The organism is Agrobacterium sp. Ap1, from assembly GCF_017313375.1.
In the GTDB taxonomy this organism is placed as follows: domain Bacteria; phylum Pseudomonadota; class Alphaproteobacteria; order Rhizobiales; family Rhizobiaceae; genus Neorhizobium; species Neorhizobium cellulosilyticum.
In genome coordinates this window covers 207,784-233,477 of sequence record NZ_JAFLMY010000004.1, presented here as the reverse complement: position 1 = coordinate 233,477, position 25,694 = coordinate 207,784, and the positions used below count along the sequence as shown (strand labels likewise).

Below are 25,694 nucleotides of genomic sequence, written 5' to 3'. Positions count from 1 at the left end.
CCACTATCGTCCGCCTCAAATTGGAGGACGTTATGGATTCTTGGTTGAAAGGGTTGGTTGCCGCTACTTGCGCGGCAGTGCTGGTCTTTATTGGCTACTTTGCCTGGAGCGAATGGAGCAGGCTAAATCCGCCGCTTACTGAGAGACAGAAGGCGGAGCAGGTATATCGCGAGATGCAACATAAGGACGAAGGACGGATGAGAGAAAGATGCTCTCAACCATTCGGGCCGGGCTTGACCGAGCGGGAGGAGCGAAACCGGAAATGGTGCGTCTCTAACGGCCTGCTTGATCCTATCTGACTCGACTCCCGGTTGCCGCCGTGCTGATTTACTCCCGCCAAGCTAACAGGGAGAGATAAATGCCACTCAGCGAGCAAGAAATCGTCAACGCGTTCCAGAGCGTCACGAAACGCGTCGAGCAACTTGAACGAACTGTCCAGCAGCTTTCAACTAATGAAGGCCGCTGGCAGATGACCAACCAACTGCACCCAATCTCAACAAATCTCTCCAACATTCGAGAGATGTTCCTGCTGGAAATCATCCGAGAAGCCGGCCTTTTGGATAAAGCCGACATCGATAAGGTGACTGAAAAGGTCAGGGCTCGTCTGGTTGATGCTGAAAACATACCCTGGGCCAGAGCGGATGACGAAGGTGGGAAAGCTAACCAGCGCATCGCAGCTAAAAACCTTGAGCAAGTAGTATCCGAAATTCGCGGCTCTTACGCGACATCAGACGACAGCTCGGACAAGTAGTATCGCTTACGATCATCAAAGGAATTTTGGGCGCCAGTCCGGCGCTCATATTCTGCCAGGGCTTTCATCGCGTGCTCCGGTGGGAGCCGAGCAGCTTCACCCTTTGCGGACCAAGCGGCCAATTCATGGGCCAGTTCCTCGTTCGTCCATTTTGTAAGATCCATTCCATCGTCCTCCTAAAGAAAGAGGCTCCCAATTTGGGAGCCTCTGTTTTGCCTGCCATAGCGAGCCGTAACCCACCGCACCGTAACACGACGCAACGCGCCGCGCCTTGCCAAGCCTGCCTTGTTCGCTTTCGCGCCCGAGGTTGAAAAGAGAACTCTCGGCGTAACTCTTAGGCGACCATACCCTGTATCGAAACGTTTGAAGCGTCGATGTCGGTGAAAGCAGCCCACCGAAGGTCAGGTCGCATCTCCGACAAGGCCTCTAGAAGAGCGTTCGTATGATATCGGGCGACTTCCGCCGGAGTGGCGACTTTCAAGAACTCGTCCACGGATACGGGGACCGGCGCCAGTTCCGAGGTGTTCGTCGCGGCGTGCGACGTAGCGGCGATAACGAGACCGGCTTTCAGGACTGTGCGGCGGTTCATCACACAGACTCCATGGGTTTCGGGAAGGCTTTTGCCAACACAGTAAGTCCCTTGGCAGTGACGCGCACCTGTGTTGAAATCCATTCGGTCCCATCGGGACGCGGTCCAGTGGTTACCTTGTGGTCAAGATAGCCAGACGCCATCTTGGATTGATAGGCCAGATCTTCCTTCGCCCCTGCCCTGCGATAGGTCCAACCGTTTGTCTTCATCCAGCGAATTAGAACATTTGGTGGAACGCCAAGGTGTTTTGCCGCTTCAGTGCGGTTGAAAGTGCCCGTTGCATCGGTCAAATGCTCCAATGCCGCAACATCTTCCTTCATTTCCTCGACCTGCGCTTCGAGCTTGATGACCTTTTCGACATTGTCGAGGAGAAGCTGCCGAAGGCTGGACGGGTTATTCAAGATGCGTGCTGGGTCTGCCGCCGCAGTTTCGAGCTCCTGCCAGCGATCGACGAGCCGAGCGGTAAACTCTGGCGAGAGCTGCGCCACGACGACGTAGCTGTCGCGCTTGTCGACGTGATAGACGGTGCCGGGACGCCCGCCTGTGCCAGCAGCGGAGTTTTCCTCAGCCTGAGTAAAACTCACCAAGCCCTTTCCAGCAAGCGTCGAGATGGTGCGTTTGACGTTGTCATGGCGCAGGTCGAGCAGATCTGCGATTTCGCGGCTGGACATTGTAAGCGGGCCGCGGCCCGTGGTATTGATCATTTCATTCATATCGGAACCTCTATTTCCGGTGTGATGTGAGCCCGCCCTGCAAGGCGGGTTTCGTTTAGGTGGCGGGGCCAGCCTGCAAGCTATTTCCCCGCCACCGCTTCCTGCGCCTTTCTAAGCGCCTGGATTATCAGCGTATTCTGTGATGCGCTTTCTCTCTTTGCCTTCTTTTCCAGCCATATTTTTAAGTCTGCCGGTATGCGAAGCGTGAGTTTGGGCATTTCGTCGCTTGGGTACATCGTACTCCTCTACGTGGGTGCAACTTGCACTCATTAACGTAGTGTCGATTCGACGTGATGTCAACTCGCACCCATTGATTTTTGAGTGCAAGTCGCATTCATCAACAGGATGAGTGATAAATATCCAAGTCAGCTAGCAGAGCGCTTTCAAGTTAGGATGCCTGAGGGCCTCCGAGATCAAATCCGCAACCATGCTGATGCCAACAACCGATCGATGAATGCCGAGATTATCGCACTCCTCGAGAAGGGTCTGCGTGACGCTGATTACCTACGCATCCTGCAGGGCCTTGAACCTTTCGGTGAACTGACTGAAGAGGAAACGGATCGCTTGCTTCTTGGATTAGAGGATACCGACCGGCGATTGGCTGCCCGGGCTAAAGTTCTCGCTGATCATGGCGTTGATGACGTTTTGCATGATGTTACAACACGCCTGGCTCGCATCGAAGCGATGCTGGCGGATAAGAGTTAGTCTCCCCTCTCCATTGGCGGTATCGACAAAGGTTCTTTGCCGGACTGAAACCCGATCAGATAAGCCGAGCACATCTTTCGCATTGCGCGGTATTCCCAGGGCGCAAACGTCAAGCCATTTGCCCCCGCGAATGCTGCCAACTCCTGCCATTCCGGCGTAGTAAGCCCCATTCCATTCGACCTGATCGGTCCTAACTCGCGTAAGGCGTCAAGAAGATATTCGCCCGCCTCAATCGGGATTAAAGGAAGGGGTACCCCAGCATTGATGTACCGCTGCCCGCGGGACACCTTTTCGTTTTCGATGGTGGAAGCCAGCCAGCCTAGTTGCTCAGCAGCAAGGACTAGCTGGCGCTCCCGTTTCCCAGGATGGCCGCGCGGTCAGTGGCGAACGCCCTCACCTGCTCTGCAAAGGACTGCTGTCCCCGCGTGCCGCCGATCATCTGCAAGGCGAGGAACCAAGCTACGTCATCGGGTGCCTTCGCCGGCTTATCGCCTCGATTGACGTTTTCGAAGCCGGTGATGAGCGGGGAAATCTCTTTCACCAGAGCATCATGGATATCGGAAACCGGCGTCGGCTCGCTGGCCGATCGGTCCTGCTTCATCCGCTCACGCTGAGACTGAAGAATGGCGGACTGGCCCGTCTCTCCCTCAATGCCGAGGACGAGAACCCGGCACGGCTTGCTTTCGTCGCCGTCGTCATAGAGCAACTTGCCAGTGCCAGGGTGCTTCAGGTGAAGCGCGCGTGGCGTTTCGGATGCCTTCCGGCTGTCGAAGGTGTTGAAATCCATGAATCACCTCAAGGAGCGTCAGCTACGACGGAATCGTAGTTCGCACGGATGGAGAAGGTGAAGCCTGCGTAGCTCGTGGTCGAACGCTCGTTGCGCTGCCAATTGTAAGCGATGCCGGAAATGTATTCGACTTCGCCAGAAGCGCCAGGCTCGATGATCTTGAACGAGTACAGGTTGTGCGGGCCTTCCTGGGCGGCGTCCTTAACGGCAGCCTGACCAGCGTCGTTCTTTATTTCGCGCAGCGCAATAGCCGTGTCCGAGCCTGTCTTCGCGCCTTTGGCACCCATGACGATGCCGGTTTCGAGGTCCGGCACGTCGATGATGTTGTTGGTACCGCCCACGGGGCCGATCGACACGATGCCGCCAACTTTGATGGCTCCGGTGGCGAACAGGGCTTCGTAGCCAGCTTCGTCGAACGTCGCCGGCAGACCGGGCTTGAAATAGAGCTGATGCCCAATGTCAGACGTGCTCATTGCTATTCCTTTCAGGGTTAGGAAGCTTCGTAGGATATGCGAACAGGGACGCGCCAGTCGGCGCCTTCTGGATAGCCGTCCATGACGTCGGCCGGTTTCAGTATGACGATTTCGCCGCCCGGGACGGCTATGCGCCGAGCCATCGGGAAAAGCTCTGAGATCGCGTCTGCCTTCTCGTTTGCCACTTTGGTGGAGGTGCCCTTGGCAACAACCACCGTAGCGATGAGGCGCCCAAGCGAGATCGGGCTTTCGCCGGCCAGCGTTTCATCCCGGCGATTGACGCGGACAATCTCAACCACGATGTGCGGCTTGTCGCCCGGCAGGTCTTGGTTCGGCCAAGCAACGGGCCATGCAAGGTTGCCGGCCTCGATCGCTGCCTTGAGCGCAAGCTCAATGTCTGTTTCTCGGATCATGTCTTCACCTTCGCTGACCAGTATGCCACGCGCTGTGGGAACTGTGCTGCAGCCGCCCCAACGAAGTGATTGCCAGGATGGGCGTAGTTCCGGCCAAGGCTGTCTGTCCCTGTGAACCCTAGCTCGAGGCGGCGCGCATAAGGGGCGGTCCATGCGAAGCGCGCAACGTCGCCAAGCTTGAGGCCTGCCAGCGTCACGATGTAACTATCCTCGCCCGTGTTCGCGAAGGTTCCATTGAGCCCGCTGGCAAGGCTGTTGATCAGTGTGCCGGTGATGCGGTTAGGCATCCGCCCGCCTTTGCTCTTTTCGAGCTGGGCCATCTCCACCACATCCTGCACGGCCTCCGCGAACACGTCGCGCATCCGCTCCTTCATCACGTTCGTCCGAGCGCGGAAGTGCTTTGCGTCAGCTCTGGGGGCCATTAGCGGATGTACCTGATCCTTACGCGCTCGAAGCAGCGGCAACGGATGATTTCTTCTGTCGGAGCGCCGAGCGACCGATCGCCGGGGAACATCATCTGCGCTCCTGTGACTGGCGAGATGAAAGGTTGCGAAAGGCCCGTTTGTTTCTGGTTGTCCAGCGCTTGGTGAGACAGCCTGGTCTTTTTATCGTTGGCCGCATCCCATGTCCGCTCGATCTGATCATCTCTGACCGTGCCGCTATCGAGAAGCTGCCTATACCCTTCATGTCGGCCGGCACGCATCGCCGTAAGCGTTTCGTTCTCGGCTATCAGGTCAGCCCGAGCTTTGATGGACCTGTCTTTATAGGCATCGACGATGCGAGCGATGATCTGCGCTTTAGTCAATGGCTGGCTTCTGCCCTTGTTGAAGGCCGCGAGCGCCGCGTCCCAGCCTTCGGCGGCCGCTCTTCGCGCCACCGCGTCGTACTGGCGGTTGCGGAGCTTGTAGCCGAGGTATTTCGCTATCTCCGTCTTGTCGGCCTGGATAAGTCCGTTACGCAGGCGCAAAACCAACTCTGCCTGACCCGGAGACAACCCGATCATGCCATTCTCGCGGCGTAGTGTGACCTTGTTCTTTCTCCCAGCAAGATCCGTAGCAATCGCGGCCGGGGTGCGGTTCTGCTCCATCCCCGAGAGGATCACAGCCCTTGCGGTCTCCCTTATTCCCTCGACGAGACCTTGAGGGCCGGTGATGAAGGCTGCGATGAGCTCTCGTCCCCATGCTTCGGCGCGGTCATGTCTTCCATTGAAGCCAAAAACCGCTGAACCGCCCGAAAAGGGTCTGGTATCTTCGGAAGCGCGGCAAGTGCCGTCACCCCTCCCTGATAGAAAGCTTCCGAAAGTAACCGGTCGAGCGGCTGGAAGAACGTTGGGTCAACCTTTAGCGCTAGGATGGCTGCCTCGACGTTACCGGCCTCGATATGCGCTATGATGGTGTTGATCTGCGCTGAAGACGTAATCTTCGACAATGCGTCAAGGAAAGCTTGCCGGACTTCCGGCTCCAGCTTATCCAGAACGGCTTGAAACTCGGTTGGGAAAGCCATGAAAGATCCTACGCGGCGATGATGATTTCATAGACGACCGTGGTTCCTGCCGGTGAAAGCGGCTTCACGATCTTCATGGCATGGGGTTTGCCATCAATGGTTATCTTGTCGGCGGTAGTCAAGGCGATAGGTAGGCCTACCACGGATACGTAACCCATCTTGTCAGTTGCCTCGATCAGCGTTCCGTCGACCTTTGAAATATCGATTTCCATGATCACCAGCCGACAAGGATATTCTGTCGTTGTCTGGGTCGGGTCGTACGAAGGGCCAGAAGACGTGATGCGCGTCACCGTGCCCTGCTGGCCGAACTCGGTGATGAGCTCATCTGCAACGGCCTGCATTTCAGCATAGTCGAATGTTGCCATCGTCAGACTACCAGGATCGCCGGGAGAACCGGCGTCATGAACTGCCAGAGCAGATCCTCGATGATCGTCACCACCGGAGTGGCCAGTTTCACGAGGTCGTCGATATCGGTAGCGCTGGACGATGCATACTCGATTTCCAGTTGGCCTACCTTTTTCCGCTTCGCCATAGAAGATCCGGTGACGACAGGGCTGAGTATTCCCGGCTTACCGAACTCCAGCCAAGCAGCTTCGAATGAGGCGTTGGCGATAGCTATTGGCACAACACCATTCGGAATTGCTTGTCCATAATATGTGGTTGCGCCGTCGCGGCCCCACGCATGCGCCTGCTCGAAGCCTCCCGACCGAACGCCGGAGAACCGAGCCTCATAACGATCGATGACGGACGCGCCACGGTTCCAAGCTGCGGATAGCTTGGCCGGGTCAGCGTCGGAAGGAACGACATAGCCGGCTTCGGCCCAATACGCTTTCATCGCGTCTACGGTCTGATATCCGGCCATGTTGTTCTCCTGAGGGGAAGTAGGCCCGGCAGTTGCCCGCCGGGGTCAGTGATTATTCGGCGAGGAGCTGCTTCTGCTCTTCGAAGGTCATAGCCTTGAAGGCATTCGCATCGTCTTCGCGCATCTTGTTGCCGACCTGCTTGCCGTCCTTGTCGAGGACGGCGAACCAGCCGGGCGACGTTTCCGTGACGGTGTAGGCTGTTTGGGTCTCGCCAGCTTTGAGTTTGGCGATCTCAGCGTCCTTCTCCCCGATCGCGGCATTCAGGCCGTCAATCTCACTTCGCAAGGAAGCCATATCCGAAGCCTGCTGCTCGAAAGCAGAGCGCATCGAATTGAACTCTGCCGATGGGATGTAGACGCCATCCTTGCCGTCCCCGTCTTTGACGGTAACCTGCGCTGCTGAGCTTCGGCTCTGGTCGTCTTCGGTGTATTCGCCGTCGACAGTGAACCATCCTGCAGCTTCAATGTGCTCCCGTTCCCGAGAGAACACCTTAGCCTCGACTGTTGCGCCAGGCTCAACGAGAACCGGCCCGTTGACGGTGTTGACGCCGCGCGGGCCGGACTGAGTGTTGGTGATCTTCATGACTGATCCTCCTCAGATACCGTCGAGGTAGCGAACAGCCTTCGGGCGACGGATGTCGACGCCACCGAGACGGAAGATGCCAGGGACATCAAAGCGCATCGGCCCGGTCTGCCATGCAGGCAGGAAGCGGAAAGGCATGGGAATGTGCATCTTCAGCACGTCGGGCGAGCGGCGGTAAGCGACGAGACGCTTGGTGCCACCGGCTCCGGCGGTATCCAAATAGCCGAAGACACCGCGGATGGTCAGTGGCTGGCCAGTCGTGCGGGTGTAGATGTTGTTCCGCTCGATCCATTCCAGGATGGTGGTCTGGTTGACGGCGTCGATCCGGCGTGTGGAGAGATCCAGCATGACCGAGTACGGCATCAGGAGGGTATCCGCGATCTCGCCGCCCAGAGTGCCGGTGAACATGCCGGTAAGCTGGCCGTTGATGTCGCGAAGCACCTGGTCAGGCGTCTTGCTGGCGAAGGTCGTCGCCGAACCCGTGCCGTCGGCAGGCGCCGTGGTGGCGGTCGGGGTCGAGGCGTTGACCAACCCCGTGAACCCCTTGCCGGTATCGCCGACGAAAGCGACCTGATCGATCTTCTCTTCCGCGATGCGGCGAGCAAGCTGCGCCTTGTCTGCGGAGAGATTCATGCCGAGAAGCTGGGCAGTGCCAAGCTCTTCGAGGTTGTAACCGTACCCGATCGCCGCCATGGAGACGCCGGTTTCGAACTTCTCGCGGGTCAGTTCGACCTTTGGGACGTCCTGCGCGGCGCCAGCGAACCACTGTGCCTGGCCGACACCATCCATGGAGAAGTAGGTGACGGACTGAATCCATTCAGGAGCCGACGTATCGACCGGGATCAGCTGGGGATACTGGATATCCTGGTAGCGGATCGCGTAGACGGTCGGCTCGATCAGCGAGGCCTGACGGATGAGAAAGCTCATCGCGACCTGCTGAGCGTCGTTCATGTGCATGTTCATTTGAGGTCGCTCCTGTTAGCCGAGGCGCAGCGCGGCGAGGCCAGCAGCGGTTGTGCTGGTATCCCACTGGGCATTCGCGATGAGGGTGTTTCCGGATGCGACGTTTGTCAGGACGCCGGTTGCCGGGACGTAGTAGACGGGATCGCCGACGGCGACCGCGACGGATGCCTGCACGACGATGACGCCCTTCTTCATGACGGCGACGTTGTCATACTGGTCGTACTTGCCGTTTGGCCGGGTCGTGTCGAGCACGGCAATGCCGGCGAACTTTACGGTTGCTTCGGAGTCGACGACCTGGTTGTCGGCCGTTCCCTGAACGCAGACCTTGCCGAAGCCGATGCCTTCAACGTCTTCCGCGAGGCGGGTGACGATGACCTTCGGCTCCATGTTCAGTTCCATGCCCTCAACCCAGCGGGCGTGAGTGGCGAGATAGTTGGTCTGGATCGTAGGCATCAGGCAGCTCCCTTGTTCTGGGTCATCCATGCCGTCGACATGTCGGTGACCATTGCGGTGTGAGCGGTGGCGGCTGGAGCGCCGTCAACCTGCTTGAGGCCATCGGCAACGACGCGGGCGAACGGATCAGCGACAGCAGCCTTCTTGGCGTCTTCAGCCAAGATGTCGAAGCGGGCATCGATGTAAGCGTCAGGCTTGCCGGCAATGGCCGCATCGCCGAGCTTGGCAGATACGACAGCCTTGCGGATGGCAGCATCGGCAAGACCAGCGGTTTTCACGTCCTTTGCAATGGCGGTAGCAAGGGCGATCAGGTCAGCGCGGTCCTGCACGCGCTTGTCGATATCGGCGTCGGAAAGCACCTTGGCCTTCTCGGCGTCGAGTGCGGCATCCTTCTTGGCGAGATCTGCATCCTTGGCGGCCAGCGCTGTCTGCATGGCAGTTTCGGTTGCAGTGATCTTGGCAAGCGCATCAGACAGCCGCGTCTGCAGCGTGGTGATGACGATGGCACCCTGGTCGGTTACTTCAACCGGGATGCCGTCGACGGTAACCGTCTTCAGGGTCATGATCGTTTCCTTCTGAGGTTGGTGATCATTGATTGGGGCAGCGCCCCATACGTCGGAGGCTGCATCGCCTATCCGAGCCTTTGAACCAGCCCGCGCTCGATCGACGATAGCGAGGTGGTTGATCTTGATGTTGGTCTGGGTGGCGTTGAACGCCTGCCCGTCTTCGGTGACGCCGTCGCCCCACACGAGTTCGCAGGTGTAGCCAGCGGAAAGTTCGCGCTTGCCACTGTCGACCGCCGTGATAGCGGCGGCGTCCTTGAGGATCAGCGGCAGATGGACCCACTCGCCGTCCTTCTTGGCCGCGGTGCTGACTTCGCCAACAGAAAGGCGCTTCCAGTTCTCAGCAGTGACGGATTCGGCCGGATGATCCATCGTCACCGGCGCGTGGCTGAAGCTCTGAAGGCTGTCCTGCGAGAAGACCTGATCTGCCGGGCGATAGACCCGCACCACGTCGAGATCTGGCTTGCCTACTTCCTTGCCGGAATAAAGCTGGATGCCAGTGCGAACCGACTTGGCTTCGGCAACGAGGTATCCATCGGCAGTCCGACGCGTGCCGGACACCGTTACAGCGTCGGTGAATTGCATGGTCATTGCCTCAATGAAAAAGCCGCCCGGAGGCGGCCTGTGTGGCGGTCGTTTGATGCCAGGGCGGGGGAGGGTTACCGGATCAGCGACAGCAGCTCCGGCCCCTTATTCCTCGCGATGAGCTGCCGTCCAAAGAACTGAAGGTGCAAACCGTCACCGGAAAGAAGGCCGGCAGTCGAGAGCGCCCGGCTGGAGACATTCGGCTTCGGATAGGTACCAGAACCATTGAACTGACGATTGAGACGATAGGTGCCGGCCGCGCCGGCGGTACCGGTCAACTGCTCCACAATCCATGTAGAGGCGAGCACCGCGCCCTGCACTGGCTGCGCCGGATCGACAACGGCATCGCCTGGGCTGAGCACACCGGAAGAGACCGCAGAGACGGTAAGTGTGCTTCCCGCAATCTGACCGGTGAACAGGCAGGGGGTGCGGCTGGTCGCCGATGGATCGCGACTGACCGGATATTTCCCTTCTCGGAAAGGATCTATGCCATCGGCGGCATCCCAGCAGAAGTCTTCCCCGGCAATACCTGCTCGGATCGCGTCGTTGAGCACGAAAATACGCTGCTGCGCCACGCCTTGGGTCTGTCCCGATTTCGTGAGCATGATGTCGGAGGTGGTGACATATGGGTAAAGCGTGCTGCCGATGACGACAAGATCAGGCCGGGCTGCCTTCAGCGCAGCTGCGAAAGTGGCTCGGGCGGCTATGACCACCGACGCCGCCTGAGAAGGCACGTCGTTGACACCGTACTCATCGAACGCGTGCGTCCAGTAGCCTGCAGCAATCAGCTGATTGAGGAAGGTGTGCGTCCCGGCATTCCAGTTGCTCAGCAAAGTGCCGGACATGGCGTGGTTGGTGACGCCCATGACCTTGCAAAGAATGCTGCTGATCAGGCCGGTGTCGAGGGTGGCATCGGAGATGTAGTCCCCGACCTCGCGGCTTGTGCCAAACACGATACCTGACGGACGGCGCGTCTGCGCGGCGATAACGAGCGGGAAAAGAGAGATGCCGTTCGCGAACGAGATCGTGCCACTGGTAGTCTTGTCGTTGTCGGTGGTCCCAATCTCCATGCCTTCCTGCGGGGCTGATCCGTAGGCGCTATCAACGCCTCCGGAAACCTGCGTCCATAGGATGCCGTTCGGGTTCCTCTGAGCTACCCTGGGCATGATGATCGCATTTTCAGGGATCGGGTTATTCAGCGTAAAGGTGAACTTTGCATTCCCCGCCGGCACGGATACATAGTCCCCCCCGGCGTTCTGCTCCGACAGGATGATGGAGTTGTCGGGCATCTTCAGGGCAAGCTTGAAATCGCTGGCGCCGAACGTCTGTTCCGTCGTCCCGTTCATCCGATAGTTCGGGTAGGTGATCTCGATGCCGCCGCTGATTTTCTCGCGGACAAAATGCGCCGTCGTGGTCATGCCTCTGGTTAGGGCACCGTTTTGGTTGGTTGCTGGCATGCAGCGTCCGGCAACCTGACGCAAACCGGCCGACCGAGTTGGGAGAAGTTCAACGTCAGCCATCTATGCGGCCCTCTTCAGTTCGATGACACGATTGCCGTTCTCGGGAACCTGCGTTCCGTTTTCGACGACGAATGCCCACTCATATCCGGATGGCGCTGGATAAGGCGGAACGATGGGGGCCACCCCACCGCTCACCGGTATCGTATCCACCCACTGCCCAGCCGAGTTGAGAACCGCCTTGCCCGTCACGAACCGGACAGGAACACCTGCCACGCTCTCCTCTACAACAATGGCATCGACCGGACGACCGACGATGTCGGTCTCACCGGCCACGGCTTGACGCACCGGCAGCGATTCCACGGTCTGCCCGGCGCTGTTGGTGGTGATGACTGCGGTGACGGTCTTGATGAGCATCAGTCTTCTCGAAGCTCCTCGAAGATTTCCGGACCCAGTACAATCTTGCCCTGATAGGGCTCGACCTCGGAAAGATCGACATCGCCGCCGATCTGGATTGAAATGTGCGGCTGATATTCCGGGTGATCCCAGGATGCTCCGTTCTCGATGATCTCGCGGTGACGCCAAACCAGCTCGGGAGCGGTGATCAGCAGCACCTTGTATTTCCCATCATCACCGAAGCCGTCCATCTGACGCGGGCCACCGGCTCCGATCTCAAGCCTTTCCGCCCAGCTGGTGCCGACCTTGAACCAGTCGACCATCTGGCGGCTGTAGGCGATCGTGACGTGGAGATCCGGCACGATATCCGTGAACCCCTGCTCTGTCGCCCACCGGACGATCTCAGCGCGGTTGATCACGTCGCGGCGGACATACAGAGTCCGCGGCGCTGCATCGTTCGCTGCGGCCTGCATGCGGGTCACGTTGTTGGTGTTGGCTGCCTGTGCGGCTGCTGCGGCGGCAAGCTCCTCTTCGGAGGGCTCTTGCTCGCCAATCTCTCCAAACTCATCCACTGCGGCAGCGAGGCCCGGCAGGTTGCCGTCTTCCTCGATGCGCGAGATAAGCGCCTTGGACACTGCATCGCGAACGATGATCTCCTGCCCTGTCCCCGACCCGACAAGCTGTCGCGCGCCATCGGCATAGAGCTTGAATACCTCTGCCCGTTCCTTTTCGGTCTGGCTGTAGAGTGGAGACCATTCGTAATAGATGGCCGGGTCGCGGCTGCCCGTCGCTGAACGGATCGCGCACTCATCGAAGCGCCATAGCGCCGGGGAAAGCTTATTCCGCTGTCCCGCGCCGATCCCATCGTAATAGTTCTTGATCGTCGTTTCGCCGTTCGAACCGAGACCGCTCGGCGCATCCTGGAGAAACCGTACCAGCGGGATATCTGCGGAGCCAGCTGCCACGGTCATGAACTGACGCAGCAATTCGGGGAACTGCCCGAACTGGATGGTCTTCTGCTCCCAGCGCTCGCCCTTGGCATTCTCCCCATCGCCACCGTTGCCTTCCAGCAGAAGCATGTTGAACATGCTCTTGAGGGTGTTGGCGTAGGTGAAGCGATCGGTGAGCTGCTGGGTTGTGGTCGGGTTCTTCAGATATTCCGACAGGTTCGGGACATACAGGACATCGGTCTTCGCCTCAGGGATCAGAGACGCGGTATGCTCCTGTGACGATGCGGCGTTCTGGATGGCGTCATATACCACCTGCAGGATGCTATCGCCCCAGATCTCATCGACGGAGGTCGACTTGTCGAGGATCGGCGCACCGATGAAGCGAATAACCCGCGACGGGTGGATCCGCACCATCTGCCCGCCGTTGCTGGTGAACTCCCACATGATAGGCTCGCCATAGTAGGGCGACGTGATGTCACGGTTGATATCGGTGTAGCTGACCTGATCGCGCCCGAGGACATGAACGTATTTCAGCGCGCCCTTGGTGACCCGCTCAAGGATAAGCTCATCTTCCGGCCGGCCGCTGTCCACGCCAAGCACGATGACCGATCCGCCGCGGAGGCGAGCAAGCTGCAGGGCCTCATTGACCTTCGCCTGGATATTTATCTGCGGAGCGCGCTCGACCTTCTCGATTGCCTCGACGATCTCCTCGTCTGCCTTCCACTCGCGCCATTCTCGGGTCATGTCATCGGGGATGATGTCAACGACCTTACGGGCCATCCAATCTGACCGGTGCATCGCGACAAGTTGCTGCGGATCGATCGGCTGGAACACGAACGCCGTGCCGACGCGCTTATCCTTCGCAGTGCCGAGGCCGCTGACGAAGTTCTGAAGTCGGTCAATTAGAAACATTAAACGACCCCAAGCATGCCATAGTTGAACCCGCGCCTCACCATCGGCCCGAGGGCGTACCGGATTGCGTCCATGTAGTGGTTGTTCGCATCGACGATGGTCGGGAGAACGTCACCACTCAGCCTGTCCACCTTGTACGAGTAGAGCCGGCATTCGCGGGCTGTCTTCTCGCATCGAGGATGGACGACGATCTTCTCGAAGTTGCGCATGAAGGCGATGCCGTCTTCGACACTGCCCTTCCATTTCTCCACCGATTCCGATTTCGGCAGGCCATGCCGGCGAATGTGGCTGATGCCCTCCGGTCTGGCGCTGTCCCATCGCGTCGTGTAGCGCGCGAAGTCTGGAATGCGTCCACCGATGAAAGTGCTGTAATCATCTAGCTCCAGCGCGGTCTTGCCGGCCTCGTATTCGATCCAGAGCCGACCATCTCCGATCCAGCACCGCACCGCGGCTGTCGGATCCTGGCTGAAACCAAAGTCGCCGCCCTGATATGGGCCATCCCAATGCGGTTGCGGTTCGAATTCCTCGACGACATATTTGCCGGAGAAGATCTGCGCTTCCGTGAGAGTGAGGAATGCCCCTTCCCAAACGTGTTCGTAAGTCTCAGGCCGAAGGCGTTTGTCTTGCTGCCTCTGTTGGTCAAGGACGCCGGGGAACCATGGGTTATCCGACCAATTCACATCTGATATGATGCAGTCATCAGCCTTCTGCTCGATGAAGCGCTTATGCGTGGCGCTGTCCGGACTTTCCGGGTTGTAGCTGACCCAGTTCTCGACATACCAGCCGGGGCCCTCGTCGCGGAGTGTCGGGATCAGCTTTCGCCAAGCAATCTCCGAAACGCTCTCCGCTTCGTCGGTCCAGTTGCCGATGATGCGGGCCTTCGACTTGATGCTGTCGAGGTTATGTCTCAGGCCGGCGAACGCGTAGCTGATGCGCCGGTTCTGCGTCCTGATGTATTTCTCGCCGATGTCGAAGTAGTCAGCTAGCCACGGCTGCGACCGTATCGACGCCTTGATTTCCTCCATGGAGCTTTCATCCAGGGAGTTGAGATGTTCGCGGCTCGCAAGGAAGACACCTTCGACGCCCATCTCTGCCAGCTGGTAGACACGCAGCGCCGATCGAAGCGCAAGCCCCCTCGTCTTCCCCGAGCCACGCCCTCCTTTGAAGACCCGCGTCCTTGCCGGTCTGGCGAAGTTGCGCGTGATCTTCGGGATTTCATCAATCGTTACTTCCATCGACTTCCGGCGATCTGAACACGATGGTGGTTGGCTTCTGGCTCATGCTGCCGTCGCTCGACTGGTGGTCGACGGTGGCAAGCTTCGGGTGAACGTACGGCGCTGCAGCCTTTGCCGCTTCGAACCGGTCCTCGACGGTCTTTGTCTCGTCTCGCAGGATCGAGAGCATATAGTCGAGCGGGGTCAACCCGCTGCTTGCCACTGCCTCCTGCCTTGCTGCCGTCGCCTTGTTCGGGGCACCAGCTTTACGGCCAGCGCCGGGGCGCTTTCCGCCGCGCTCTGCCATTTTGATTTCCTTTGATTGTTTTTCAAACCACTGCCTCCTGTGGACGGCGGTGGATATCTCTCGGGCGTCAATCTACCGCTTGAGCGATTCGATGACGTGTAGGATGGTCTGCTTCTCAGCTATGGAAGGAGAAGTGCATGCGATACGAACAGATCAGTGATCTGGCACAATGGGAGCCGCACAGCGTTATGGTCCATGTCGGCCAAGATCAGACCGCGCTTGTTCGGCTCTATCATCTCAGCACAATCCCGAATGAATGGTTCAGTATCGGGGATGCTCTCAGGCGAGCGCACTCAATGGTACGCTTACAGCCTGATTATCGAGATGTGGTCATCTACCTTGAAGACGGCGCATCGTGGGAGGAAGAACACGGCGAACTTGTTGCCGCTTAGCTCATGATCTGCCTCGGGTTAGGCGGGGGTTAGGCGGCAAAGACGATTGCGAGCCACAAGGCCTTGCAAATGACGTGCAGAGCTTGATCGACCGCGAACGTCGTCTTGCCCCTAACCTTCAGCTCGTCGATGACAATATGCGCCAGCCATTCGGAAAGGCCGAACCAGACAGCTTGCGGGCCGATGAAGACGAAGAAAACAACCGCGACACCGGTGCCTTGAATGCCAGCGTGGGCAACGAGGTGATAGAAGCGAAGCGGGCCGTTGAACTTTGCGTTGGCGAGGAAATCGCCCTGCAGAGGGTAATCGAGGATCCAGTGGACGCCGACAAGCATCAGCGCCATCATCATCAACGCTTCCATCAATCACCTATGTCTGAATGTGAGAAACCCGCCGGCAGGAGACCTGACGACGGGCTGGGTTGGTACGGGAAGGCCGGTCCTGCATGCGCCCTAGCCGACCCGTAGGCCTGCGGCTCTGGTGGAACCCAGGAGTTCGGACGCATGCAGTGTTTGGTCAGGAAGGCGTTGATCCCTCAACTTACCCCGGGTCCAAAGCCAGCTTTCGCTACGGAACTTTGGCAGGCCGTTCGCCTTCCCGATATGAATTCGATGGGCCGAGATTCGGATACCGCTAGGGCATCCTACTGATCGGTTTCGCGCCCCTGTAACATCTAGCCGCCTCTACCGTTTCCGGCGCTTGCACTCTGCTACCACGCTCCGAGCATCTTAAGACCTGCCCGACTGTCGGAAGCGCGTCGGCAGGAATCAAAAAGGCGACCTAAGCCGCCTGATTTGGGTGAACGTGCAAATCACCTGATCTTATAGGCAAATAGGCCACATATTGCCACGTTTGCCAACCATTTTCTCTAAGATCACGCCACTTTTCTAGGATTATTCACTGCTATCCACGCATCAGTGATGACATCCTCGAAACGTCGGCGGGCGGTCTCATCGCTTCGGCCGATCCTTTTGCCGATCAGACCGAACGAAACGTCGAAGGATCGCCACCACACGATCTGCCATGCTGACTTGTCGAGATGCCGGATCCACGAAAGGGCCGTGAGGCAGTCGGAGACATCGGCCGGCGTCGGCTGAAAGCGCGGGCCGTAATCGTTGTCGGGGTCATAGGCGTCCATGTATTCCCGCACGTAATCTGGCGATGAGGACTTGACGATGAAGAACCGCTTCTCGCGATCAGGTAGCGCTCGCAGTGTCTTCAATGCCCGCATAAGCCGTTCGGTCACGTCGGTACGGGAGACGCGCTCTCCTTTCGTGATGCGGGGCGCTGGCTGGCGCGGCGGCTGCGGATTGAGCCGGTGTTTCGCCGTTACCTGGTTCGGATCGTCCTCCGGCAGAACCATGCAGCCAGGCGGCGGCAATCCCTTCGGTTTTTTCGTTCGCTTCTGTCTGATCTTCGCCATCTTCATTCCCTCGCCTTAGACCCGCTCAACCTGGATTGTTCTGGCCCCGCCGAGGAACAGCATTTCTGCTTTCGCGCGCGCCACAGTCGCTGGCTTGACCACCTCGAACGTCTCGCCCCTGATCGGACGGCCGTTCATGAAGGCGACGAGGTGCCTCAAGCACTCCTCCGCTGCCTCGCCTCTTGTGTCGAAGACCTTGGGACGATCTTCACCGGCCATGACCGGAGCCGGATGGGCTTCACGGCAGACACGGATCATTGCCCAATAGCGGCCGCCAGGAAGGCGGTGGGGATATGCTGCGTAACCGTTCAAGCTGCGTCCTCCATGTCGTCGAGAATTGCGTCCACCATCCGATCCGCTGCGACGGTCTGGAGAACCATGTAGATGAGCCTGTCGACTGTGATGCCCCGGCGCTCTGCGTCATGCTGCAAGCGAGCTGCGGTTGCTGCGCTGTAGAGCGGAGGATTGGCGTTGATGAGCTTGTGCTCGGCATTCTTCCTCCTGACGGCGGTGAGTCCGTTGCGACGGAAGGTGCAGCGGACATACTCGGCACCAACGCCAAGTGCTTCTGCGATTTCGTCTGTGGTGGCCTTTGGGTTGGCGAAGTGAAGACGGATGACCTCGTCCTTGAGGCCTACCCGGCGGATATCTGCGGGTCTCATTGCGCTGCCTCCTGCCGATCTTCCGGCGTCTCCATGTTGATCTTGTTTCGAAACTGCTGATGTTCGTCCGTCACCTCCGGCGCGTCTTTCATCGCCTCGATCTTGCGCCAGTATTCGGCCTTCTCATCGCTCATGGGTTCCGGGGCGACATAGCCGCGCTGTTGCGCCTTGTGGGCCTCGTGATTTGCATTGAAGCGACCAAGCATCGAACGCACCCGTGCCCTAGCCTCCTCCGATACAGGCTCCGGCTTGTCATGCAGATCGCGCAGAGTGGCTTGCTTTTCCCGAAGCCGGGTCAGGTCATCGATCGTTACCTTTGCTTCGGCCCGCGCCATCGCGGCGAGATTTGCCGGAGTCGGTATAAAATCCAGATTGATGTTCTCGTACTGTCCGTGCTTGAGCTTGGTCATTGCGCGGCGAAGTCCGCAGCTTGGAACAGCCGACAACACCTTGCTGTATTCCTCGATCGCCTTCGTTTTGGCTATGCTCGGCGGGTAGTTCATTCCGCCGTCCATAAGCCAGTTGAGACCGGACACGATGTCGTCTGCGGTTGGCCGGGAAAGAGCCTCAGTGAGGTTTCCAATTTCCCGGTTCAAGGTCGAAAGCTGGACCGCTGCTGGCAAATTCTCTGTCATTTCGCTTGATCCCTAAGTAGTTCTCGAGTTCCTGCTTCACGTCGTCCTGATGCTGTCGAAATTCGCTCTTGCGAGACGGTGGGGCTTGCGAGTGGTGGCCGCTGGAACGAGCGCCGCCCTTGTCCTGATCTCGGGTCAGCCAAGACACGACGAAACGCCGCATTCCTCGGCTGGTTTTTCGCTTTTGAGGGTTGGCTATGAGCCACTGGCGGATGCCGCGAAGCTGCTGCAGAACATCGACGGCTGGGAACGCGCCGGTCCATTCGGACACATCGGCTTCGGTTATGGCGACTGATTGGCCTTGAGTGGCCGGAAGCTCGATCACCGTTGGCGAGGCCGGAGCTGCTTGCGGCTCCGGGCAAACATCCGAACGAGGTGAGGATGTATCTTGGTTGTCGGTTAAAGGTGGCACGCGCGTATCATTGCACTTGCTTTGCACATGCATTGCATTTGCATCTGATGGCTGCTTTTTCGTCTTCGAGAACCGTGCCTCAGCCGCCGCGCGGCGCTTCTCGATAATGTCGTCGGCCTTCGAAAGCTCGGCATCGATGCGCTTGTGCGTCCAGCCCGGACCAAAGAGCATGGCGAGCATGTCGCGGCTCTCTTCCCACTGGTCAGGCGTCAGTTTTGCGATGCGAGCGATGACGCGCTCGTTCTCTGGCAGGTGGCCGTTTTGCCAGTAGTGCATGATGAGCAAAAGGTAGGCGCCATGCTCTGTCGCCGTCAGGTGACCTGTGTCAGCGAGATAGTCAGCAATGTGGAGTGGCATCCAGGCACGGTTGTTCATGGCTACGACACCCTTCTGATTTCGGCGGCGAGACGTTCTGTCCAAGCATTGTCGCGCCATATCTCGCCGCCACGGGCACGGATCACAGCCTTAAGGCCATAGCCATCTGTGAGGACCACGTCGCGCTCGCCATCACGCTCAGCGTCGTGGAATTTCTTGCCGTCGCACTCTACCGCGATCCGGCGACCGCCGGGGAACATGACGAGAAAGTCGACGCGGTACGGGCCGATGCAGACTTGAGGGACGATGACGAAGTCTTCTTCCCATACGTTGGTAGGTACGACCGGAGACACACTTGCATAAAGCGGCAGGTGGAAGTCGTGACCATAACGGCGGCCGGCCATCTGGTAGAGCGCTACCTGCTCGATGGGGCTTTCGCAGAGATCCACCGCACGATCGATCTCCCTGACTATCCGTGAATACTGGTCTTGGGGCAGATCAAGCATCTCGTCGGCGCGGGCAACGGCCGACCGGATCTCAAATCGCTTCCAGGATTTGCGATACTTTTGGCCACGCTCTCCCGAGCGGATGGACTTGACGATATCTATATCGGCAAAGGTTTTCACAGGCGCATCCCCTTAATCAAGGCAGCCGACAAGCCGCGATGTTCGCGTGGGACGAAGAGGGCTAGCCAGGCAGACCAACAAGAGTTTGCCGCGGCGATGTCGACCGCTGCGCCCGTCTTGCCGGCCGTGGCCTTCGCAGTGACATACGCTTCCCAGACCTTGGCCTGATGGTCATGGAGAGACACCACGTTGCTCATGCTGCTTTCCTCACAATTCCAAGCTCTTCGAGAAGCCGGATAGGCTCGTCGCGGCCATAGGTGACGTAAAAGGGAATGCCTCTGGCGATGCAGAGGGATTGGAAATCCTGCTGGGGACCGGAGAGTTTGCCGGTCTCGGTCTTGAGTTCAAGATAGCCGTGGAGCTTCGGCGCGATCAGGATGAGGTCTGGCAGACCCTTGGTGAGGCCCGGTTGACCAAATGCCCCAGCGTTGGGGATAGCGCCGACGAACGTGCCGGGAAAACCCATCTGGCGCCAAGCGTCCATGACGGCTTTCTGAATGTCGGATTCGCGAAGCTTCCTCATACCCGGTGCGCCTCCCTGATCTCGGCCAGTTGGGCGCGCATGCGCTTGTTGTAGGCCTGCTTGAGGGCTTTTTTCTGCTCCGGTGTCTGTTTGACACGGGGAGGCTTTGGAACGCTGGCAATGGATCGGGCTGCCAGACGCTCAGCCTCACGTTGTGCGGCGACGCGTTGCGCCTCGCGCTTGGCTTCCCGCTTTGCTCGCTTCGAGAGATATGGCTGGATCCGCTCGATACGGCGCAGCCTGTGTATCTGGCGCTCTACCTCTGCCTCTGTGGTGTTGAGGTGGGAGGCGATGGAAATGTAGTCCATGCCGGAGCGGAAAAGCTTGAGCGCGTTCATTTAACCACCTCAAGCTTTCGCTTCGACGGCGGTTTGCGTGGGCCGTATCCTTCACCGAGGGCGTGACTGTCGTTGATGTGGCCGACCGGATCATTCCCGAGCTGCTGACGCACCTTCTCGACGCCGACCTCAACGTCCATCTGATAGACGCGATCTCTTGGGCAATGATCGTTGACGCAGAAGAACTCGATCGGCTCGTCGGAGTAGATCGTCCAGCAGCCTTGAGCGTCCATGTTCATGACGACGCGGTTCATGCCTGCACCTCCAGCCTCGCCAGCGACCGCTTGAGGCGGTCGAGCGTGCGGGTCTTGATGGCGATACGCGACAGCTTGACCCCGTTGTCCTGCTTCTGAAGGCTGCCGCGAATGCGGAAGAGGTCGCCCTCGATGTCTTTGATCTCTTCGCGGAGGAGGTCGAGTTCGGTCATCAAACCCTCCCTGCCTGGATGAGCTTTTCCATGATGTCGATCCTCTGACCTATCCAGCGCATCGCGTTGCAGGCCATGGAGTTGCCGAGGGCCTTGTAACGCGGGCCGTCAGGAGCAGTGTCCTTGCCGCGCCATGGAACGTTGGTGAAATTGTCGGGGAAGCCTTGGAGGCGTTCGCATTCCATCGGAGTAAGGCGACGGACTGCCCAAGCAGATTGGATGTAGTCGCCACCTTGATTCCCGCCTACAGGTCCACCGGCCATGATCGGCTGCGCTACATCGACTTCCCGTGCCTTGAAATCCTTTCCGCTATTCTGCGGCATGATAGACCAGGCGACCGCCTGCACTTCCGAACGGGCTTCAACTTTATATGCGACATCAGCTTGCACGCCGACGCCGTCAGGGCCGCAGTGCGGGTTCGAGCGCAACGCACCTGCCTGAATGGCGTGAGCAACATAGGACTGCTGCTTCATGCCTGGTTCGGCGGCCAATGCGCCGACAGTTTGCCCATCGCCGCCAAACAAGCGAACCTCATCCCGGGTGTTCTGAGCGAAAGCGATGGCCTGTGATTGAGGACTGCCTGAACTAAGCGCCCCAGTCCGATCCCAGGTGACCTCTGGATCCTCTCGCGAGTTGAAAGCGATAGGTTCAATATGGCGACTACCAAAGACGACCGCAGGCAGTGGTCGTCCGCCGCCTGTGGGACTGCCTTTCAGTAAAGGCCCAGTAGCATCATGGGGACCGTGAGCGTTGTTTTCGTAGTCGAACCCGCCGATCAATCCGCCGCCGAGTTCGAAGTCGCCAACGCCTCTAGTGCCTGTGCTAACAGTGGGGGCAGTTCTTTGCCCCTTGTTTCGGCGCGGCGCAGAATCCCCGCGCATGCCTTCGGGCTCAAGTAATACCGCTGCGGCACGTCGCCAGTCTCCAAGATATCCGACAAGGAAGACACGGCGCCGTCGCTGTGGGACGGCACGAGCGAAGTCGTCCACTCGGACATATTGAGCGTCAAGAACCCGGTAGGCGAACCCATACCCGCATTCTTGAACGAAGCTGAGGAACGTCGCGAAGTCGGCGCTTTCGAGCCCTTCGTCGCCTTCGACTTCGTCTTCTTCGCCTTGTTCATCATCTGTGTGAGAGGAAAGGACGCCGGGGACGTTTTCCCAGACGATCCAACGGGCGCGCAAGCGCCGAGCCAGGGCGAGATATTCGAGGGCGAGGTTGCCGCGCGGATCATCCAGTCCGAGACGCTTTCCAGCGACGGAAAAGGACTGGCAAGGGGTTCCTCCGACCAGAAGGTCAATAGGTCCTGCGTCTGGGCCGATCGTTGTGAAGTCGCCATAGTTAGGGATTCCGTTCTTGGCCAGCGGTTCGCCTGGCATGTTGCTTCCGTAGTGATGAGCGAGGACGGCCGAAGGGAATGCTTCAATTTCGGAGAAGAAGGCCGGGGACCAGCCAAGCGGATGCCATGCCATAGTGGCCGCTTCGATACCGCTGCAGACAGATCCGTACCTCACTCCTCGTCCTCCCTGATCTCAGGCGCGATCGCGTAGGCCAAACGCCTCGCGTACCGCAGCAACCAGCGTGCGAACGAGACGCGTATCTTCCCCGCGGAGGAGAGCTTCGGCTCTTTCGATTGCTCGGTCATTTTTGCGCATCTCCTGCCTTGCATAGGAAAGCCCGCTCACCGCCTCGACACGGAACAGCTCTTCAGGCTTGATTGAAATTCGGGGGTCGGCGTACCAAGCGTCCTTCGTTCTGGTGTAGGACCAGCCGAGATCGCGGGCAGCGGTTCGGATGCGCAGCTTCACGCTTCCAATGGACGGAGGCGCAATTTCCTCCCTCAAAGCTCTCTGGCAAAACTCAACCGTACTCATTTCTGATTTCTCCAAATCAAATTCGGACATTTCCGAAAGCTCCTGTGCGACCAATGATCTCGTTCGAAGGAGATGCCTTGATGCGCAGGACCGGTATTGATGACGACGGAGCGAACACCCTGGCAGGTGACCCTGCTCCGTCGTCTGGTCCGCCGCTCGGGCCAACCGTTATTCAGTTCCCTCGCAGAGCCACCGCCGCCGCTTTGGGCTCTGCCGGGTGTTCCGAGACCTCCTCGGGACACCCCTCGTTTGAGCCTCTTGGCTCTATCGTCCGCGCCGTCGTTTTGAGGCTGCAGGACGACAGAGTGAGGCTGAATGTTCTGGTCCCGGGCTCGTTGGGGAACGGGGGTAAGCCCGGGACCAGTGACGACGGCTCAATGGGAGGCTGAGACCGCCGTATTCGGAAATGCGATGAGGCGTTTCGATGTCTGTTCCGCGAGGGTGGCGGCCTGCTCGTCGTCCTCTGCGGCAGTCGCGCAAGCGCCGGACATTCCGACAGCTGCGATTGCAGCGATGACGAGGCAGGCAGCAACGATGCAGCCGACGATGATGAATGCGGTGATCATGCTCTGCTCCCTTCGCGTTGAACCTGTTTCCGCTCCCAACGGGCCGCGCCCTGCGTGGCCTCAATGGCGTCTTGAGCGTCTATGTCTGTTTGGACGGATTGAATGTCGGATGGCTTTTCGGATGGGCCGGGGCGCTGGGTCATGCATCGACCTCAACGAATTTCCGAATTTCGTAGCGTTCTCGATGCCAAACTTCGCCGAGATGATCCGTCACGTAATAGTCGGGTCCGAAGTAGCCGCTGACGGTGCCAACAAACTCTGGCTTGTTGCCGACAGCATTGCTCGTGACCTTTGTCCCGATCTCAAACATTCCGGGAGAATTTCTTGGACGGCGAAGGACGCTCATGCCACCTCCTCCTCACGCATCGCCGCAGCACAAGCGCGGCAATGGTTTTTGCCCGATCCGCCGCAGATCTCTTCGCCGGGATGCTGGCGATGAGGGCGGAGGAGAAGTGCAGGATGTTTGGCCGGGCGGGGTTCACTGACGAGGCCCGACCCGGCCTGATGTTGATGAGCGGCGTTCGGTGCAGTTACATCTTCGCCTCCTGTGTTGGCGTCGAAGCTGCCGTGTATCTCGGGGCTTACGCTCTCGGCGCTGGGGGCCTCGGCTTCGCCTTGAGAGGCCGGAGCGATAGGGGCGGACGACGACGGTTCAACGTCAGTGACGTTCGCCAGTCGGGCCTTGCCCTTCACTGCAGCGATTGCGTCGTCATCCGATGTAAGTGCCTTTTCAGGCGAATAGAGTTCACCGGGGCAACGGTCATTCGATCCGTCGATCTCTTGGCCTTGGTCCCCGGCGGCAGGAATGTCGACAGACTGACTTGGAAGGGCCGTCGCCGCCGCCACACTGTCCCCGTATACCTGCTTGGGCGTCTCGTTTGCCGTTTCCGGCTGATTGGTTGCGGTCCTCTCGGATACCACCTCCGCCGCCTTGCGCGGGGATTGGTGGACCGGTTCATCGGAAACAAACTCTCCGGTGATCGGGTCGAATTCCTCCTCATGCGTGTGCGTAGCAACCGCCGTGCCAGATGCACGGTGATAAGCCTGCAGATACGTGTCGAAGTTCATTTCCTGTTCGGAAACGGCATCTTCTCCCGACTTCTGAACCTTGCGCAGATGAGCAACCAGCTTGCCCATGATGGTCTTGTCGTATCCTTCGGCTTTTGCCTCGGCATAGACTTCACGGATATCGTCGCCGATCGTGTCCTGTTCTTCCTTCAAGCGGAGAACTCGGTCGATGTAGGCCTTGAGTTGCTTGTCGGCGCTCATGCTGAAACCGCCTTCCGGCTGGATGCGTGGCGAGCAGACAGCCACTTCCAATCAACACCCTTGATCTTTTTCCGAGTTGCGGCCGCGATAACGCGATCCCAATGCCTTGGCGAAATGCTGTCGCGCAGCCTCATCTGGCGCGCGGCCTCGTACTCAACTCCGACATCAGAAGCGAAATCGCCAATGGTGTCCCAGAGGTCTATCAGGCCAGAAATGGAAGTCGGTGATGTGCTCATGAACGTCATCGTACGAAAAGTACTGCGATGGCGCAAGATGAAATCGTACACATTGCACGATAATTTTGAGCGATAATGTACGAATGGAATTACCGAAGGACAGATTGAAGCGCGCGCGAGCTGCGGCGGGGTATGCAAGCCCCACCGATGCTGCGAACGCGTTCCCGCGCGACATCAACAAGAACACGCTGATCAGCAACGAGAACGGCAACCGCCCGATCTCGCGAAAGGCTGCGGAGAAGTATGGCGAGCTATTCGGCGTAAAGGCTGGATGGATCTTGTTTGGCGATGCCGACGATGAGACGCCGGCGCCCATCAGCGACATCATCCTCAATAGGATAGGAATGGTCGCGGGGCGTGTGGCTGGCGTCGTCGAGGCTGGCGCCTTCCGTGAGGTCGACGAGTTCGATCAATCGGAGCCTGTCGAGATCATGCTCCCGCGCGACGAGAAGTTCCCGAATGCCAGGCAGCTTGTTTTCGACTGCGCTGGCGACAGCATGAACGATTTGCGCCCGCGGCCAATATTCCCGGGCGATCGGCTTGTGTGCCTCGCCTATGAGGATGTCGGACACGAGGTCGAGCTACGATCCGGGATGGTCGTGGTAGTGCAGCGTGAGCGCGACGGTGGTCATTTTCGTGAATGGTCGGTGAAACAGCTCGAACTATTCCCAGATCGAGCAGAGTTTCATCCTCGATCGACGAATGCCAAGCACAAGCCCATCATCATCCAGAGCGACCATGAAGCTGATGATGGGGTGACCGTTCAGGTGATCGCTCTGGTCCGACGCGTGATGAATGAGATGCCGGGGTTCTAACG

Annotated in this window: 41 protein-coding genes; 4 read left to right on the top strand and 37 right to left on the bottom strand. The window is 58.9% G+C overall.

Annotated features, from left to right (window positions below; translation table 11 throughout):
• The first annotated feature begins 358 nt into the window (after positions 1-358).
• Positions 359-751, top strand: a complete 393-nt coding sequence (locus JZX87_RS10085) for a hypothetical protein (RefSeq protein WP_206825285.1) — start codon at positions 359-361, stop codon at positions 749-751.
• 334 nt (positions 752-1,085) lie between these two features.
• Here the strand turns inward: JZX87_RS10085 and JZX87_RS10080 are convergent, their stop codons facing one another.
• Both JZX87_RS10080 and JZX87_RS10075 read right to left on the bottom strand, forming a co-directional pair.
• The gene (locus tag JZX87_RS10080) at positions 1,086-1,340 is read right to left on the bottom strand and encodes a hypothetical protein (RefSeq protein WP_206825284.1); all 255 of its coding nucleotides are present in this window, start codon (positions 1,338-1,340) and stop codon (positions 1,086-1,088) included.
• On the bottom strand, positions 1,340-2,044 hold the full coding sequence (locus JZX87_RS10075; protein WP_206825283.1) for a phage antirepressor KilAC domain-containing protein: 705 nt from the start codon (positions 2,042-2,044) through the stop codon (positions 1,340-1,342). The genes JZX87_RS10080 and JZX87_RS10075 overlap by 1 nt, the downstream gene beginning before the upstream one ends.
• Before the next feature lie 330 nt (positions 2,045-2,374).
• On the opposite strand from JZX87_RS10075, the gene JZX87_RS10070 reads away from it, so the two are divergent.
• Positions 2,375-2,758: an Arc family DNA-binding protein gene (locus JZX87_RS10070; RefSeq protein WP_206825282.1), complete on the top strand. Its 384-nt coding sequence runs from the start codon at positions 2,375-2,377 to the stop codon at positions 2,756-2,758.
• A gap of 340 nt (positions 2,759-3,098) precedes the next feature.
• On the opposite strand, the gene JZX87_RS10065 is transcribed toward JZX87_RS10070, so the two are convergent.
• The 17 genes from JZX87_RS10065 to JZX87_RS09985 all read right to left on the bottom strand — a co-directional run bounded on the left by JZX87_RS10065 (position 3,099) and on the right by JZX87_RS09985 (position 15,179).
• Positions 3,099-3,545, bottom strand: coding sequence for a hypothetical protein (locus JZX87_RS10065; protein ID WP_206825281.1), 447 nt, complete (start codon positions 3,543-3,545; stop codon positions 3,099-3,101).
• 8 nt (positions 3,546-3,553) lie between these two features.
• A complete protein-coding gene (locus tag JZX87_RS10060) occupies positions 3,554-4,018 on the bottom strand; it encodes a hypothetical protein (RefSeq protein WP_206825280.1) in 465 nt (154 codons plus the stop codon).
• 17 nt (positions 4,019-4,035) lie between these two features.
• Complete coding sequence (locus tag JZX87_RS10055; RefSeq protein WP_206825279.1) at positions 4,036-4,431, bottom strand: phage tail terminator-like protein; 396 nt, start codon at positions 4,429-4,431, stop codon at positions 4,036-4,038.
• Complete coding sequence (locus JZX87_RS10050; RefSeq protein ID WP_206825278.1) at positions 4,428-4,805, bottom strand: hypothetical protein; 378 nt, start codon at positions 4,803-4,805, stop codon at positions 4,428-4,430. The genes JZX87_RS10055 and JZX87_RS10050 overlap by 4 nt, the downstream gene beginning before the upstream one ends.
• A 47-nt stretch (positions 4,806-4,852) precedes the next feature.
• Positions 4,853-5,533 (bottom strand): phage minor head protein, encoded by a 681-nt coding sequence (locus JZX87_RS10045; RefSeq protein WP_206825277.1) that lies wholly within the window; start codon positions 5,531-5,533, stop codon positions 4,853-4,855.
• A 17-nt stretch (positions 5,534-5,550) separates the two neighbouring features.
• Complete coding sequence (locus tag JZX87_RS10040) at positions 5,551-5,934, bottom strand: hypothetical protein (RefSeq protein ID WP_206825276.1); 384 nt, start codon at positions 5,932-5,934, stop codon at positions 5,551-5,553.
• An 8-nt stretch (positions 5,935-5,942) separates the two neighbouring features.
• Positions 5,943-6,299 (bottom strand): hypothetical protein, encoded by a 357-nt coding sequence (locus JZX87_RS10035; protein ID WP_206825275.1) that lies wholly within the window; start codon positions 6,297-6,299, stop codon positions 5,943-5,945.
• Positions 6,300-6,301: 2 nt separating this feature from the next.
• Positions 6,302-6,796 carry a DnaT-like ssDNA-binding protein gene (locus tag JZX87_RS10030; protein ID WP_206825274.1) on the bottom strand — a complete coding sequence of 165 codons (495 nt, stop codon included), beginning with the start codon at positions 6,794-6,796 and terminating at the stop codon, positions 6,302-6,304.
• Between the two features lie 52 nt (positions 6,797-6,848).
• Positions 6,849-7,379, bottom strand: a complete 531-nt coding sequence (locus JZX87_RS10025) for a hypothetical protein (RefSeq protein WP_206825273.1) — start codon at positions 7,377-7,379, stop codon at positions 6,849-6,851.
• Positions 7,380-7,391: 12 nt separating this feature from the next.
• Positions 7,392-8,342: a DUF2184 domain-containing protein gene (locus JZX87_RS10020; RefSeq protein ID WP_206825272.1), complete on the bottom strand. Its 951-nt coding sequence runs from the start codon at positions 8,340-8,342 to the stop codon at positions 7,392-7,394.
• 15 nt (positions 8,343-8,357) lie between these two features.
• Entirely contained in the window at positions 8,358-8,795 is a 438-nt protein-coding gene (locus JZX87_RS10015) for a structural cement protein Gp24 (protein WP_206825271.1), read from the bottom strand.
• Positions 8,795-9,943 (bottom strand): DUF2213 domain-containing protein, encoded by a 1,149-nt coding sequence (locus JZX87_RS10010; RefSeq protein WP_206825270.1) that lies wholly within the window; start codon positions 9,941-9,943, stop codon positions 8,795-8,797. Before JZX87_RS10010 ends, JZX87_RS10015 begins: the two co-directional genes overlap by 1 nt.
• Before the next feature lie 74 nt (positions 9,944-10,017).
• The gene (locus tag JZX87_RS10005) at positions 10,018-11,361 is read right to left on the bottom strand and encodes a hypothetical protein (protein ID WP_206825269.1); all 1,344 of its coding nucleotides are present in this window, start codon (positions 11,359-11,361) and stop codon (positions 10,018-10,020) included.
• 102 nt (positions 11,362-11,463) lie between these two features.
• Positions 11,464-11,817: a hypothetical protein gene (locus tag JZX87_RS10000; RefSeq protein WP_206825268.1), complete on the bottom strand. Its 354-nt coding sequence runs from the start codon at positions 11,815-11,817 to the stop codon at positions 11,464-11,466.
• Positions 11,817-13,658, bottom strand: coding sequence for a phage portal protein (locus JZX87_RS09995; protein ID WP_206825267.1), 1,842 nt, complete (start codon positions 13,656-13,658; stop codon positions 11,817-11,819). Before JZX87_RS09995 ends, JZX87_RS10000 begins: the two co-directional genes overlap by 1 nt.
• Positions 13,658-14,893 carry a PBSX family phage terminase large subunit gene (locus JZX87_RS09990; protein WP_206825266.1) on the bottom strand — a complete coding sequence of 412 codons (1,236 nt, stop codon included), beginning with the start codon at positions 14,891-14,893 and terminating at the stop codon, positions 13,658-13,660. The genes JZX87_RS09995 and JZX87_RS09990 overlap by 1 nt, the downstream gene beginning before the upstream one ends.
• Positions 14,877-15,179 carry a hypothetical protein gene (locus JZX87_RS09985; RefSeq protein ID WP_206825265.1) on the bottom strand — a complete coding sequence of 101 codons (303 nt, stop codon included), beginning with the start codon at positions 15,177-15,179 and terminating at the stop codon, positions 14,877-14,879. The genes JZX87_RS09990 and JZX87_RS09985 overlap by 17 nt, the downstream gene beginning before the upstream one ends.
• A 137-nt stretch (positions 15,180-15,316) precedes the next feature.
• Here JZX87_RS09985 and JZX87_RS09980 point away from each other — a divergent pair, with 137 nt between their 5' ends.
• Positions 15,317-15,571: a hypothetical protein gene (locus tag JZX87_RS09980; protein WP_206825264.1), complete on the top strand. Its 255-nt coding sequence runs from the start codon at positions 15,317-15,319 to the stop codon at positions 15,569-15,571.
• 29 nt (positions 15,572-15,600) lie between these two features.
• Here the strand turns inward: JZX87_RS09980 and JZX87_RS09975 are convergent, their stop codons facing one another.
• The 18 genes from JZX87_RS09975 to JZX87_RS09890 all read right to left on the bottom strand — a co-directional run bounded on the left by JZX87_RS09975 (position 15,601) and on the right by JZX87_RS09890 (position 24,877).
• Positions 15,601-15,933, bottom strand: a complete 333-nt coding sequence (locus tag JZX87_RS09975) for a DUF3307 domain-containing protein (RefSeq protein WP_206825263.1) — start codon at positions 15,931-15,933, stop codon at positions 15,601-15,603.
• A gap of 512 nt (positions 15,934-16,445) precedes the next feature.
• Positions 16,446-16,994, bottom strand: a complete 549-nt coding sequence (locus JZX87_RS09970) for a DUF6362 family protein (protein ID WP_286194390.1) — start codon at positions 16,992-16,994, stop codon at positions 16,446-16,448.
• A gap of 15 nt (positions 16,995-17,009) precedes the next feature.
• Complete coding sequence (locus JZX87_RS09965; protein ID WP_206825262.1) at positions 17,010-17,306, bottom strand: hypothetical protein; 297 nt, start codon at positions 17,304-17,306, stop codon at positions 17,010-17,012.
• Positions 17,303-17,656 (bottom strand): hypothetical protein, encoded by a 354-nt coding sequence (locus JZX87_RS09960; protein WP_206825261.1) that lies wholly within the window; start codon positions 17,654-17,656, stop codon positions 17,303-17,305. The genes JZX87_RS09965 and JZX87_RS09960 overlap by 4 nt, the downstream gene beginning before the upstream one ends.
• Complete coding sequence (locus tag JZX87_RS09955; protein WP_206825260.1) at positions 17,653-18,159, bottom strand: hypothetical protein; 507 nt, start codon at positions 18,157-18,159, stop codon at positions 17,653-17,655. The genes JZX87_RS09960 and JZX87_RS09955 overlap by 4 nt, the downstream gene beginning before the upstream one ends.
• 64 nt (positions 18,160-18,223) lie before the next feature.
• The gene (locus tag JZX87_RS31295) at positions 18,224-19,078 is read right to left on the bottom strand and encodes a YdaU family protein (protein WP_286194389.1); all 855 of its coding nucleotides are present in this window, start codon (positions 19,076-19,078) and stop codon (positions 18,224-18,226) included.
• Between the two features lie 2 nt (positions 19,079-19,080).
• Positions 19,081-19,644: a putative endonuclease domain-containing protein gene (locus JZX87_RS09945; RefSeq protein WP_206825259.1), complete on the bottom strand. Its 564-nt coding sequence runs from the start codon at positions 19,642-19,644 to the stop codon at positions 19,081-19,083.
• Entirely contained in the window at positions 19,641-19,841 is a 201-nt protein-coding gene (locus JZX87_RS09940) for a hypothetical protein (RefSeq protein ID WP_206825258.1), read from the bottom strand. Before JZX87_RS09940 ends, JZX87_RS09945 begins: the two co-directional genes overlap by 4 nt.
• Positions 19,838-20,167, bottom strand: coding sequence for a VRR-NUC domain-containing protein (locus JZX87_RS09935; protein WP_206825257.1), 330 nt, complete (start codon positions 20,165-20,167; stop codon positions 19,838-19,840). Before JZX87_RS09935 ends, JZX87_RS09940 begins: the two co-directional genes overlap by 4 nt.
• On the bottom strand, positions 20,164-20,505 hold the full coding sequence (locus tag JZX87_RS09930) for a hypothetical protein (RefSeq protein ID WP_206825256.1): 342 nt from the start codon (positions 20,503-20,505) through the stop codon (positions 20,164-20,166). The genes JZX87_RS09935 and JZX87_RS09930 overlap by 4 nt, the downstream gene beginning before the upstream one ends.
• Entirely contained in the window at positions 20,502-20,759 is a 258-nt protein-coding gene (locus tag JZX87_RS09925; protein ID WP_206825255.1) for a hypothetical protein, read from the bottom strand. The genes JZX87_RS09930 and JZX87_RS09925 overlap by 4 nt, the downstream gene beginning before the upstream one ends.
• Positions 20,756-20,932 (bottom strand): hypothetical protein, encoded by a 177-nt coding sequence (locus tag JZX87_RS09920; protein ID WP_206825254.1) that lies wholly within the window; start codon positions 20,930-20,932, stop codon positions 20,756-20,758. Before JZX87_RS09920 ends, JZX87_RS09925 begins: the two co-directional genes overlap by 4 nt.
• Complete coding sequence (locus tag JZX87_RS31765) at positions 20,932-22,446, bottom strand: DNA cytosine methyltransferase (RefSeq protein WP_353654176.1); 1,515 nt, start codon at positions 22,444-22,446, stop codon at positions 20,932-20,934. The genes JZX87_RS09920 and JZX87_RS31765 overlap by 1 nt, the downstream gene beginning before the upstream one ends.
• Before the next feature lie 18 nt (positions 22,447-22,464).
• Positions 22,465-22,806: a hypothetical protein gene (locus JZX87_RS09910; RefSeq protein ID WP_286194388.1), complete on the bottom strand. Its 342-nt coding sequence runs from the start codon at positions 22,804-22,806 to the stop codon at positions 22,465-22,467.
• 374 nt (positions 22,807-23,180) lie between these two features.
• Positions 23,181-23,372 (bottom strand): hypothetical protein, encoded by a 192-nt coding sequence (locus tag JZX87_RS09905; RefSeq protein WP_206825252.1) that lies wholly within the window; start codon positions 23,370-23,372, stop codon positions 23,181-23,183.
• A gap of 139 nt (positions 23,373-23,511) precedes the next feature.
• A complete protein-coding gene (locus JZX87_RS09900) occupies positions 23,512-23,718 on the bottom strand; it encodes a hypothetical protein (protein WP_206825251.1) in 207 nt (68 codons plus the stop codon).
• Entirely contained in the window at positions 23,715-24,641 is a 927-nt protein-coding gene (locus tag JZX87_RS09895) for a DUF2312 domain-containing protein (RefSeq protein WP_206825250.1), read from the bottom strand. Before JZX87_RS09895 ends, JZX87_RS09900 begins: the two co-directional genes overlap by 4 nt.
• On the bottom strand, positions 24,638-24,877 hold the full coding sequence (locus tag JZX87_RS09890; protein ID WP_206825249.1) for a hypothetical protein: 240 nt from the start codon (positions 24,875-24,877) through the stop codon (positions 24,638-24,640). Before JZX87_RS09890 ends, JZX87_RS09895 begins: the two co-directional genes overlap by 4 nt.
• Before the next feature lie 83 nt (positions 24,878-24,960).
• Here JZX87_RS09890 and JZX87_RS09885 point away from each other — a divergent pair, with 83 nt between their 5' ends.
• A complete protein-coding gene (locus tag JZX87_RS09885) occupies positions 24,961-25,692 on the top strand; it encodes a helix-turn-helix domain-containing protein (RefSeq protein WP_206825248.1) in 732 nt (243 codons plus the stop codon).
• The last annotated feature ends 2 nt before the right edge of the window (positions 25,693-25,694 follow it).